Origin of the sequence: Micromonospora sp. NPDC049366 (assembly GCF_044466625.1) — a bacterium.
Classification (GTDB): domain Bacteria; phylum Actinomycetota; class Actinomycetes; order Mycobacteriales; family Micromonosporaceae; genus Micromonospora.
Genome location: NZ_JBITMV010000001.1, coordinates 69,450 through 81,781, shown reverse-complemented (window position 1 = coordinate 81,781; position 12,332 = coordinate 69,450). Strand labels below are relative to the sequence as shown.

Annotated in this window: 6 protein-coding genes; 1 reads left to right on the top strand and 5 read right to left on the bottom strand. The window is 71.5% G+C overall.

Translation table 11 applies throughout. The annotated features are described in order from the left end of the window. Positions 1–91: 91 nt before the first annotated feature. From ACIBTV_RS00400 to ACIBTV_RS00385, 4 genes are all read right to left on the bottom strand, one after another. A complete protein-coding gene (locus ACIBTV_RS00400) occupies positions 92–2,737 on the bottom strand; it encodes a hypothetical protein (protein WP_396700862.1) in 2,646 nt (881 codons plus the stop codon). Positions 2,738–2,893: 156 nt separating this feature from the next. Then, a complete protein-coding gene (locus ACIBTV_RS00395) occupies positions 2,894–5,533 on the bottom strand; it encodes a NosD domain-containing protein (protein WP_396700860.1) in 2,640 nt (879 codons plus the stop codon). Positions 5,534–5,735: 202 nt separating this feature from the next. After that, positions 5,736–8,351, bottom strand: coding sequence for a hypothetical protein (locus tag ACIBTV_RS00390; RefSeq protein WP_396700858.1), 2,616 nt, complete (start codon positions 8,349–8,351; stop codon positions 5,736–5,738). Between the two features lie 116 nt (positions 8,352–8,467). After that, positions 8,468–8,677, bottom strand: a complete 210-nt coding sequence (locus ACIBTV_RS00385; RefSeq protein WP_396700856.1) for a hypothetical protein — start codon at positions 8,675–8,677, stop codon at positions 8,468–8,470. A 257-nt stretch (positions 8,678–8,934) separates the two neighbouring features. Between ACIBTV_RS00385 and ACIBTV_RS00380 the strand changes: the two genes are divergently transcribed. Next, on the top strand, positions 8,935–10,221 hold the full coding sequence (locus ACIBTV_RS00380; protein WP_396700854.1) for an MFS transporter: 1,287 nt from the start codon (positions 8,935–8,937) through the stop codon (positions 10,219–10,221). Positions 10,222–10,476: 255 nt separating this feature from the next. On the opposite strand, the gene ACIBTV_RS00375 is transcribed toward ACIBTV_RS00380, so the two are convergent. Next, positions 10,477–12,183 carry a bifunctional metallophosphatase/5'-nucleotidase gene (locus tag ACIBTV_RS00375; protein WP_396700852.1) on the bottom strand — a complete coding sequence of 569 codons (1,707 nt, stop codon included), beginning with the start codon at positions 12,181–12,183 and terminating at the stop codon, positions 10,477–10,479. Between the last annotated feature and the right edge of the window lie 149 nt (positions 12,184–12,332).

The following is a 12,332-nucleotide window of genomic DNA, read 5'->3' as shown; positions in this document are numbered from 1 at the left end:
GGCACGTCGGACGATCGGTCACCATCGCTGCAACGGCCGGGGCCGGCACCACCCGAACGAGCGGTGTCGGCCCCGGTTCGCAGCGGGGGGGTCAGGACGCGGCGGCGATGAAGTAGCCGGCCTGGTCGACGATCACGTGAGTGTCGCCCGAACTGGCGTTGTACAGCGCCACCGCACCCAGTTCGGTTCCGATGACGGCCATGTTGGCGGCCGTCTCACCGGCGATGAAGTTGACGTTCGATGCGGTCGGTCGCGGCTTGTTGTACGGGTATCCGATGAGCACGCCGGCCCTGGTCGACCCGGTGACCGTCAGGTTGGCCACCACCGCGGTCGGGCACAGCAGGGCCGGGCTGCCGCAGGGCTGTCTGCCCTGCACGTTCTGCGGGGAGAAAGTGATCGACGAGTTCGCCGCGATCGGCCCCACCGGCCGGTACGACAGGCCGGTCCCGTCCCGGGTGTCCGCCACCCGCCGCGGACCGAACGGCACGTAGGTCTGGTCGGCCCCGGACGACGCCGACCCGAAGTAGCCGGCCAGGTCGGCGATCACGTGCACCGTGCCGGAGCTCTGGTTGTAGATGTTCACCCTGCCATTGACCACCGGCACCATCACCAGGTTGGGGATCGTCTGCCCCGCCACGAAGTTCAGGTTGGACGCGACCGGCACCAGCGAGCTACCCGGGTACACCTTCAGCACGCCTGCGGTCGTCGACGCGGTGACCGTCACGTTCAGGATCACGGCCGTCGCGTCGGCGGGCACCTTCGACGACAGGTCCAGCTCCCGCGTCGTGTCCGGCAGGTACGGCCCGCCCGTGCCCTCGCGGCTGTCAGCCACCCGCACCGGCACCAAGGGCTTGAACCCGGAGCCGCTGCCGCCGTACCAGCCCTGGAGGTCGGCGACGATGTGCACGGTGCCGCTGCTGCTGTTGCGGAAGCGGATCCGCCCGTTCGTCACCGGCACGGTCACCAGGTTCGGCACCGTCTCATTGGCCACGTAGTTGACGCTCGACGCGCTCGGCAGCGCACTGCCGTCCGGGTAGACGGTGAGGAAGCCGGCAGTCGTCGGCTGCGTCGCCGTCACGTTCAACACCACCGCGTCGAGGTTCGTCGCCGGCACCCCACCGATGCTCGGGACCGGCAGCAGCACCTCGGCGTTGGGCCCGACCGGCACGGAGGTGCCGACGCCGATGCCGGATCTGGTGTCCAGCAGTCGGGTCGGGGTGACCGGGTTGTAGCGGGCACCGACGACGGTGCAGCCACTCTGCACGAAGTTCACATCGGAGATGGTGCGGAAGCCGTCGGCGCTGAAGTAGACCCCGACGCAGGCAAGGCCCGCCCGGCGCACCCGCTGCTCGTGCACCGTGCCGTTGCCGACCTGAAGGAAGCGGTCGCCGCCGAGGCGGAAGGCGAAGGCGTTGACGACATCCGTCTCCGCGGGCCAGGAGTGCGCCCAGGACAGCCGGGTCACGATGTCGTACGGGTCACCGCCCACCTTGCGGCTCACGGTGGGCGTGCCGGTGCCGGTGAGCGGGCTCGCGACCTCGACCGCACCCCGGTCGCGGTATCCCGAACCGGTGCCCGTGTTCGGCACCCCCGGTGCGTCGGCACGGGCCTTGCCGAGCAGGTCGACCGGGCCCGAGCCGACCGCGGTCGCGTCGGCCGAGTCGACCGCCGGCGAGGTGGGGTCGAGGGCGATCCACGGCCGCTCGGTGCCCTGCTGCGGCGTGAGCTTCGGGTCGGCGGCGATGTCGTGGACGCCCTGGCCGGTCCCCGCGCGGAAGGCCGCGAGGTCGGTGTACGCGGTGTCGCCCCACGCGTAGAGCGCGCCGCCGCTCACCGGGTCGATCAGGTTGTAGTCGGCGACGCTGCGCGCGACGGACGCCGGCGAGAGGGCGATCGCCGTGGCGGCGGCCGGGTCGGCGCAGGCGGCGGGTGCGCCGCCGGACAGGTCGGCCGCCTGGACGATGTTGTTCCGGAGGTCCACGCCCGGCGAGGCACCGGCCACCGTGATGCCGGACGTGCAGCCGGTCACCAGCGTGTTCCCGGTGATCGCCGTGCCCGGCGCGTCGGTGACCGTCAGGCCACCCCGGAACTGGTTGCCGGTGATCACGCCACCGGCCACACCGGCGTCGATCGCCACCCCGGACGTCCCGGAGGCGCCGAACCAGCCCCGGCTGACCGTCACGTCGCTCGACGCCCCCGTGACGCGTACGCCGGCCGCGCCGGCCGGCGGGCGGACCGTCAGCGTGTCCACGGTCACGGCGGTCGAGCCGTCGACCAGGACCGGCTCGGCGGTGCCCGACGACCGCACCGAGAAGCCCTCGACCCGCACGTCGTGCACCCCTCGGAGGAGGAACGCGTGGCCGCCGGCGGACCCGCCCAGCTGCACGTGGCCCGCCGGGCCGTTCACCGCCCGGAAGGTGATCGGCGCACCGCTGGCACCCGAGCGGGTGACGGCCACCGTCTCCGTGTACGAACCGGGCTGCACCAGGATGGTCTGCCCCGGCTGCGCCACCGCGGCGGCGGCGGAGATCGTGCAGTACGGCCGGTCGACCGTCCCGTCCCCCGTACCGCCCGGGTACGGGCAGTACGTCCTGCTGACGTACACCTCGGACGACGCCGCCTGGGCGACCGGAGCCTGCGAGGCGGCCGGCGCCGCTCCCGCGGGTGTCGCGGGCGCGACCAGGCCGACACCACCGACCACCGGCACGACGACCAGTGAACACAGTCTTCTTCTCACCACAGCCCCCGCTGGAGATAGACGTTTGCCGAGGGGAGCTTAGCGGGACGGTCCGTCAGACGTGGACCGCCGATCGATGGACAACGCCGCCCCGAGGCCGGGTAACGAAACGGCCGCCCATCGACGTGCGATGGGCGGCCGTAGCTTCGCGCAAGGTCAGGACGGGGCGGCGATGAAGTAGCCCGCCTGGTCGACGATCACGTGACTGCTGCCCGAACTGTTGTTGTAGAGCGACAACAGTCCGTCACCGGTCTTCACGACCGCCAGGTTGGACGCCGTCTCGCCCGCGACGAAGTTGACGTTCGACGCGGTCGGCCGAGCCTCCCCGTAGGGGTACGCGGTCAGCACGCCGGCCGTGGTCGGAGCGGTGACGGTCAGGTTGGCCACCACCGCCGTCGGCGCCGGGCAGTTCGACGTGCAGGGCGAGACGGCGGTGGCCAGGTAGTACTCGCCCCGCACATGCACCACACCCTGCTTCCCGACAGGGCCGGCGGGACGGGGGTTCAACCCGGTGGTGGTGCGGCTGTCGAAGACACGCGACGGCCCGAGCGGCACGTAGCTCTGCGTCGCCCCGGAGGCCGCGGACCCGTAGTAGCCAGCCAGGTCCGCGACGACGTGGGTGGTCCCGGAGCTGGAGTTTCGCAGGGCGACCTTCCCTCGGACGACCGGCACGGTGACCAGGTTCGGGATGGTCTGGCCGGCCACGAAGTTGAGGTTGGACGCCACCGGCAACGCGGCGCCGTCCGGATAGAGCGTCAGCACCCCGGCGGTGGTCGGCTGGGTGACGGTGACGTTCAGGATCGCGGCGGTGGCGTCGCCGGGCAGCCGGTCCGAAAGGTCCAGCCGCAGGTCACCGTTCGGCGCCATCGGCGTACCCGCGCCCGAGCGGGTGTCCAGCACCCGCGTCGGCGACAACGGCCGGAAGCCGGAGCCGTTGGCGCTGTAGAAGCCCTGGACGTCGGCGACCACGTGAACCGACCCGCTGCTCTCGTTACCGAACCAGAGTTGGCCGTTGTCCACCGGCACGGTGACCAGGTTCGGGACCGTCTCGTGGGCCACGAAGTTGACGCTGGACGTCGTCGTCTTCCAGTAGGGGTCGTCGTAGATCTGGAGGAACCCGGGCACGGTGGGCTCGGTGACGGTGACGTTCAGGACCACGGCGCTGATGTCGGCGGTCGGCACCCCGTTGATCTCCGGGATGGGCAGCGAGACCGCGCTGAACGGACCGAGGGCGGACCGGCTGGTCACGCCGACGGCCGCCCGGGTGTCCAGGAGCCGTTTCGGGGTGACCGCGGTGTACGCGGCCCCCGTCACCGTGCAGGTCCGGTCGTAACCGATGCCCGTGGTGATGTCCCGGAAGCCGTTGATGCTCCGGTGGTACTCGACGCAGGACAAGCCGGCCCGGCGGAACGTGTGGTTGGCCTGAGGTGACTCGGTGAGGACCACGTTGGGCTTGTCGCCGAACCGGAAAGCGTAGGCACCCTGGTTGCTCTCGGTTGGCCAATCCCACGTGGGGGCACCGGTCGCCACCGTGTCCGACGGGCCACCACCGGTGACCCGTCGGAACTCGACCCGCCCGCTCTGCGTCGGGCCCTGCCGCTCCCAGGCGCCCCGGTCGCGGTAACCGCTGCCCGTTCCGCTGTTGGCGACCGCCGGGTCATCGGTGTACGGGTTGCGCAGGATGTCGGTGGCGGTGGCGCCCGCCGCGGCGCCGTCGGCCGAGTCGATGGCGGGCGAGTCCGGCAGAAGCGCGATCCAGCCGCGTCGCTGCGAGATGGCGGTCACGTCGAATCGGGGATCGCCGACCAGGTCATGCCCACCCTGCCCGATTGCCGCGACGAAGGTGTCCCGATCCGCGTGGACGGTGTCGTCCCAGACGTAGAGCGGCGCCCGGCTGGACGGGTCGAGCAGGTTGTAGTCGACGACCGTGCCCTCGGTCGACGACCCGTCCACCGTGATCGCCACGGCGTCCGCCGGCACCTTGCAGACAGCGATTGACGTGGCGAAGCCGTTGGTGGACACGATGTTGTTCCGAAGACTCGCCCCCGTCGACGTGCCGGTGACACTGATGCCGCGCTGGCAGCGGGTCACCCACGTGTTGCCGGTGACCACCGTGTGAGGCGCGTCGCTGACGCTGAGGCCACTGCGGGAGAATCCCTGGCTGCCGGCCACGAGGGTGTTCGTCGAGCCGTCCTCGACGGCCATAGCCGCACCGGCATCGACCCGGAACCACTGACGGGTGACCCGCACGTCCCGGGATCCGCCGGTGATCCGCAGACCAACCGACGCAGTCGACGAGTAGATACCGTTGCCGTCCAACGTGATCCGCTCGGAGTTCTCCACGGTCACGACCGGGGCGGTGCCTCGATTCTCGAGAGCGAAGTCCGCGATGACCACATCGTGCACACCGAACAGGTTGAAGGTGCTGCCGAGGGCGTCCACGAAGCCGACTCGCGCCGGACCTTTGACGGCCAGGGCACGGAAGGTGATCGGCGCCTGCTCCGTGCCGGAGCGGGTGATCGTCACCGTCTCCTGGTAGTTGCCGGGCCCGACCCACACCGTCGACCCCGGCTGGACCATCGCCGCCGCCGCGGAGATGGTGCAGACCGGCGCCTCCTCACTACCGGTCGCGGCAGTGTTCCGGCAGCGGTTCTGGTCGACGTACAGCTCGGTGCCGGCAGCCGACGCCTGGCTGGCGGCCGGGGCCGCGCCCAGCGCGGGCGGCGGAGCGACCAGCCCGCCGACTCCGATGATCAGTGGTATCGCGGCCAGTCCGGCCAGCCGACGTCGTCTCATGGACCATCCCCGTTGGTAGTCGATCATGACTTGGCGGGAGCGTACATCTCCCCACGCCGATTGCAGCAGAACCGCTCGGACGACGACGATGGCCGATCGGTCGGTCCCTCGCCCGTTCGGGCCCTGAGAGGCACGTCGCGAGGACGCGGAACCGGCGCCCACCCGCTGGTCGCGGGGAGCGCCGGCTCCGGGGGTACGCGGATCAGGACGCTTCGGCGATGAAGTAGCCGGACTGGTCGACGATCATGTGGGTGAAGCCGGAGCTGTTGTTGAACAGCACGATGGCATTGTCCTCACCGACGCCCACGATGGCGTGGTTGGCGGCGGTCTCACCGGCGACGTAGTTGACGTTCGACGCGGTCGGCTGGTCCGATCCGTTCGGGTGGGCGGTGAGCACGCCGGCCCGGGTCGGGGCGGTGACGGTCAGGTTCGCCACCAGCGCCGTCGGCCGCGGCGCGGTGCCGTCGCGCGACGGGTCGAGGAACGGCACGGGGACGCCCGCCGAGGTGAACGGCGTGTGCGGCCACCCCTCACCGGCCTCTCCCCGGCTGTCGTAGACGCGGCGCGGGCCGTACGGCACGAAGAGGTCCGTGGCGCCGCCGCCGAACCAGCCGGAGAGGTCGGCCACCACGTGCGTACGGCCGGAGCTGACGTTCTGGATCGCGACCTTGCCGTTCACCACCGGCACCATCACCAGGTTCGGGATGGTCTGCCCGGCGACGAAGTTCAGGTTGGACGCCACCGGCACCGCCGTGCCGTGCGGGTGGACGGTGAGCACCCCACTGGTCGTCGGCGCGGTCACCGTCACGTTGAGCACGACGGCCGTCGTGCCGGCCGGTACCCGACCGGTCAGGTCCAGCGTTCGGCCGGTGTTTGGCGCGAACGCGGAGTTGCCCGCGCTGCGGGTGTCCAGCACCCGCAGCGGGGCGATCGACCGGAAGCCGGCCCCGCCGGCCGAGTAGTAGCCCTGGAGGTCGGCGACGACGTGCACCGTGCCGCCGGCGGTGTTGCGGATGCGCAGGTTGCCGTTGGACACGGGCACGGTGACCAGGTTCGGCACGGTCTCACCGGCCACGAAGTTGACGTTCGACGCGGCCGGCAGGGTGGTGCCGTCCGGGTACACCCGCAGGAACCCCGCGGTGGTCGGCGCGGTGGCGGTCACGTTCAGCACGACGGCGCTGATGTCCGCCGCCGGCACCCCGTCGATCTGGGGCAGCGCCAGCACGACCTCGCCGTTCGCCGGGATCGGCAGGGTGCCGGGCACCCCGATCGCGGCGCGGGTGTCCAGCACCCGCTGCGGCGCCAGCGGCGTGTAGGCCGCCCCCACCACCGTGCAGGTCGTCACGGGAGACCCGTAGATCCTCCGGAAGTCGTTGAAGGTCACCTGGTGGGTCTCGCAGGCCTTGCCGGCACGCCGGTAGCGGTGATCCTCCGGACCGATCGGCACGATCCGGCGGAACGGCTCGTCGCTCCAACCGCGGGACACCTTGCCCAACGGGCCGTCGGTGGTCCACGAGGTGATGACGGAGAGCCCGACGGTCACGTCCAGCAGGCCGCCGCCCACCTTCCGCCGGACCGGCATCTCGTGGACCGCCGTCGGCCCCTGCGCCTCCACCGCGCCCCGGTCGTGATAGCCCGAACCGGTGCCCGTGTTGGGCTTCGCCGGGTCGTCCGTGTGCGGGTTGTCCAGCAGGTCCGTCCGGGAGACCCCCTCGGCGGTCGCGTCGGCGGAGTCGACGGCCGGCGAGTTCCGGCCGATCTCGTAGTACGGCCGCTCCGTGGCGTCCGATGCCCGCAGCCAGGGGACCGCGGCGATGTCGTGAACGCCCTGGCCGGTGGCGGCGACGAACTCCGGCAGGCCGGCGTACTCGACGTCGGCCCATCGGTAGAGCGGGCCGCCGCTGGCCGGCTCGATCAGGTTGTAGTCCGCCACGGTCTGCGCGACGCTGCCGGCGGAGACGGCGATGGCGGTGGCCTCCGACGGCTCCCCGCACGCCTCCGCGTCACTGAGCGCGCCGGTGGCCGTCTCCAGGATGTTGTTCCGGATCGACACGCCCGGCGAGGTGCCGGTGACGTCCACCGCCAGGGTGCAGTCGGTCTCCAGGGTGTTGCCGACGATCTTCGTGCCGGGCGCGTCCCGCACCGTGATCCTGCTCTGGGTGAAGGTGCTGGCGGTCACCAGGGCACCCCGCACCCCCGGATCCACCACCAGTCCGCTGCCGGGTCGGAAGGAGGTGCGGCTCACCGTGACGTCCTCGGCGGCGCCCGTGATCCGGATCGCGCCCGGGGCGTCGTACTCGCTGGCGACCAGCCGGTTGAGGGTGATCCGGGAGGAACCGTCGACGAGGACGGCCTCCGCCGTACCGTCGCCGTACGCGAGGAAGCCGTCGAGGACGACATCGTGGACGCCGCGAAGACTGAACGCGCCCTCCTTGCCGTTGCCGCCCAGCCGCTTGCCCACCCGGGCCACGGTGGTGCTCAGACCCGGCCCGTTCATCGCCCGGAAAGTGATCGGCGCGCTCTCGGTCCCCGACCGACTGATCACCACCGACTCCCGGTAGTCGCCGGGCTGGACCAGCACCGTCTGGCCCGGTTCCACCACCGCAGCAGCCGCGGCGATGGTGCAGAACGGTGCCGCCGCGCTGCCGTCACCACCGGACACGCAGCCGGACCTGCTGACGTACAGCTCGGTGCCCGCAGCGGCCGGCAGCGGCGCGACGGCTGCCGGCGCCGCCGCCGCGGACGCCACCGGGCCGACCAGAGCAACCCCACCGATCAGCGGTACGAGCGCGAGCCGCGCCACGACTGTTCGTGTCATCAACCATTCCTCATGAAAGTGAATCTTCAATACGTGTCAGAGCCGGTCCCGCACAGGCCGAGGCGGCCCACGCCGATCGGGCGGAGCACCGGTCAGCCGGGACACCGCCCCGTGAATCAGGACGCGGCGGCGATGAAGTAGCCCGACCGGTCGACGATGACGTGGGACGTACCGCTGCTGTTGTGGAACAGGTCGACGCCGTCGCCCACCGCGACCACGGCCGCGTTCGACGCGGTCTCTCCCGCGACGAAGTTGACGTTCGAGGCGGTGGGCCGCTGCCCGCCGCCCGGGTGAAGCGCGAAGCGCGCCCAACGCCGGATGTTCATCGATTGCCCCCGTGACAGACCCGCGTGTGCGGCGCGCTGAGCGTATCGATCGGGATCTGGCACGCGCAGCCCCGATCGGCCGAAACCGCGAGCCGTCCAGGCACCCCGATGAATGCCCGGTGGCGGAGCTGTTGTGGTGAAGCGTGACCAGCACGCCCGTCGTGGTCGGTGGCCTTGCTCACACCACGGTGGCCGGTCGCGCTCGGCCGGCGGTAAACCGGTCGCTGTTCGTCACAGCCCCTGACCAGAATCGCGGCATGTTACGTCGCGCCCTCCCCCGTCGCCCGGAAGCCCGCCGCATCCTCGTCGGCACCTTGCTCTCGGCGATCGGGCGGGGCCTGACTCTGCCCTTCCTGTTCATCTACCTGACCGATGTCCGAGGGCTCACCGACCCCCGCGCCGGCCTGGTGATCGGCTGGTACGGAGCGGTGACCCTCGCGCTGTCTCCGCTGGGCGGCACGCTCATCGACCGGTTCGGCGCCCGCCGGGTCGTGCTGCCCTGCCTGCTGGTCGAGGCGGCGGGCACCGGTTCACTGGCCCTGGTCGACTCGACCGCCTCGGCCTTCCTGGTGATCACCCTGATCGCGATCGGCAGCTCCGCCATCTGGTCCGGGCAGAACACGATCCTCGCCTCGCTGACCGACGACGGTGAGCGCCAGCGGGTCTTCGGGCTCAACTTCGCCCTGCTCAACCTGGGCATCGGCATCGGTGGCCTGATCTCCGGCGCGGTGGTCGACACCAGCCGCCCGGTCACCTTCGAGATGATCTACGTGCTGGACGCGGTCAGCTACCTGATGCCGGCCGTCATCCTGCTCACCCTCCCCGCCGTCGGTCGCCGGCTCGTGGTCGACCCGGCCGACGAGCAGCCGAACGCCGGTGGCTACCTCACCGTGCTGCGGGACCGCCCGTTCCGACGGCTGGTGATCTTCGGCCTGATCCTGACGACCTGCGGCTACGCGCAGATCGAGGTCGGCTTCACCGCGTACGCGGTCCGCGTCGCCGAGGTGACCCCGCGCGTGGTCGCCTGGGCGCTCGCCGGCAACACCGTGATGATCGTGCTCGCCCAACTGGTGGTGATCCGGCGGATGGAGGGGCGCAGCCGCACCCGCGCGCTCGCGGCCGTGGGCGCCGTGTTCGCCGCCGCCTGGCTCGTGCTCGGCGCCGCCGGGGCCGTCGGCCCGGGGAACGCCCTGGTCGCCGCACTCCTCGTGGTGGCCTGCGCGGCCATCTTCGGTTTCGGCGAGACCATGCTCTCGCCGGTGATGCCGGCGCTGACCAACGCGCTGGCCACCGACGAGTTGCGCGGCCGCTACAACGCGATGAGCTCGATGATCTTCGGCATCAGTGGCGTGATCGGCCCGGTGACCGCCGGCCCCCTGATCGGCGCGGCCGATGGCCGGATCTGGGTGGTCGCCGTGGTCGGCGGCTGTCTGACGGCGTCCGTGGTCGCGTTGTCCCTGCGCCGTCTGCTCACCCCGACGCAGGACGGCCGCCACCTGCTCACCGCGCCAACCTCCCCCGAGCCCGCCCCCACCGCCGCCTGACCGACACCCCGCTCGCGCCCGCCCGCGCCCGCCCGGGACGCACGGGACACTCAAGATCACGCTCGATCCCGGATGTAGTCCCCTCCACGCCAGCCGGACCCCACTCCTTCCACGATCGAGCACGATCTCGCCCCGCTCACCCAACGCCCCGCCCACCCAACGCCCCGCGCGGTGAGACGGCGCGGGGTGACGGGGTTGGGACGGGTCGGGCCCCGGAGCTTGGCGCTCCGGGGCCCGATCGGAATGCGGTTGCCGTCAGGCGGCCGAGGCCTCGGCGGTGGTGCGGATCCGGTCCAGCGCCGGTCCGGAGACCGGCGACTCGGCGGTCAGGTACGCCACGAAGGCGTCCAGGTCGATCAGACCGGTGACCAGGTTCGTCCCGGCGGTGAGGGCGCTGAAACCGTCGCCGCCACCGGCCAGGAAGTTGTTCACCGTCACCCGGTAGGTGGCGGCGGGGTCGACGGTGACGCCGCCCAGCGCGAGGCTGCCCCGGACGACCCGGGTGCCGGCACACGGGTCGCTGGTCGGGGCGGTGGTGCCGTTGGGGTCGACCACGTAGCGCACCGTCGACGACGGGTAGAGGATCCGGTTGACCACGAACTGCTGCTCCAGCACGCAGTAGAGCTGCGCGCCCGTGAGATCGAGCGTCACCAGGTTGTTGGCGAACGGCTGGACCGTGAACGCCTCCTCGTAGGTGACCGGACCGGCGTCCAGGTCGGCCCGTACGCCACCGGGGTTCATGAACGCGGCGACCGCGTTCTGCTCGGTGTCGGTCGCGGCGAGCTGCGCGTCGGCGATCAGGTTGCCCAGCGGGGACTCACCCATCGTCGTACCGAAGAGGGTCTCCTGGGTCCGGGTGATCGCCGCGCTGGTCTCGCCGACCTGGCGGTCGGCGACCGGGCCGAGGACGGTCTGGTAGCGCTCGATGAGCGCGGTCTGCGCCGCGTCCTTCGCGACGTCCCGGCTGACCACGACGTTCTCGGCCTTGGCGGTGAGCACGTCACCGGTGCGCTTGTCGATCTGCAGGTCGATGTCGGTGACGAGGCGCCCGAAGGAGCTGGCGCTGGTGACCAGCTTGCCGTTGATGTCGCAGTTGTACGCCTGGTGGGTGTGGCCGCTGACCACGACGTCGATCGACGGGTCCATCCGGTTGGCGATGTCCACGATTGGGCCGGTCATGCCGACGCAGTCGTTGATGCCGCCACCGGCGGCCTGCGTGCCGCCCTCGTGCAGCAGGACGACGATCGCCTCCACGCCCTTGCGGCGCAGCTCACGGGCGTACTGGTTGGCGGTCTCCGCCTCGTCGGTGAAGCTCAGGCCGGCGACGCCCTCCTGGCTGACGATCTGCGGGGTGCCCTCCAGCGTCATCCCGATGAAGCCGACCTTGACGCCGTCGACCTTGTGGATGGCGTACGGCGGCAGCAGCGGCCGGTTGGTCGAGGTCTTGAACGCGTTGGCCGACAGGTACTGGAAGCCGGCGCCCCGGTAGGGGGTGCCGTCGGCGCAACCGTCCACCGGGTGACAGCCGCCGTTCTGGATCCGCAGCAGCTCGTTGGCGCCCTCGTCGAACTCGTGGTTGCCGACGCTCGCGTAGTCGAGCCCGGCCATCGACAGCGCCTCGATGGTCGGCTCGTCGTGGAACGCGGCGGAGAGCAGCGGCGACGCGCCGATCAGGTCACCGGCGGCCACCGTGATCGTGTTCTTCTTCTTGGCCGTCTTGCGCAGCTCGGCCAGGTGCGTGGCGAGGTACTCGACACCACCGGCGGTCTGCCCGGCGATCGTGCCGCTGGAGCCGCTCGGCGGTTCGAGGTTGCCGTGGAAGTCGTTGAGCGCCAGCAGCGTGACGTCGACCGGCCGGGGCCGCGCGTCCGCCTGGTCGGGGGTGCTGGCGACCGCGCCGAAGGCGGCCACCGCGAGCGCGGTCAGGCCGACGGCGGCCCGACGCATCCCGGGGATGGACATGGAACTCCTCGTGAGAATTCGGCGTGCGGTGCCCGGGCGATACGTCGACCGGGCGCCGACGGACACCGTCGGAAGGGTCTGTCCGGGTGGCAGCGGTTGGGGGTCGCTGCCCCGTCCGGGGACAGCCTCTCATCCCGACCCCCGCCGGT

Bases quoted from the DNA above. Each gene is read 5' to 3' on its own strand.
- ACIBTV_RS00385 (WP_396700856.1), bottom strand. From the start codon at position 8,677: ATGAACATCCGGCGTTGGGCGCGCTTCGCGCTTCACCCGGGCGGCGGG.
- ACIBTV_RS00375 (WP_396700852.1), bottom strand. From the start codon at position 12,183: ATGTCCATCCCCGGGATGCGTCGGGCCGCCGTCGGCCTGACCGCGCTC.
- ACIBTV_RS00380 (WP_396700854.1), top strand. From the start codon at position 8,935: ATGTTACGTCGCGCCCTCCCCCGTCGCCCGGAAGCCCGCCGCATCCTC.
- ACIBTV_RS00390 (WP_396700858.1), bottom strand. From the start codon at position 8,351: ATGACACGAACAGTCGTGGCGCGGCTCGCGCTCGTACCGCTGATCGGT.
- ACIBTV_RS00395 (WP_396700860.1), bottom strand. From the start codon at position 5,533: ATGAGACGACGTCGGCTGGCCGGACTGGCCGCGATACCACTGATCATC.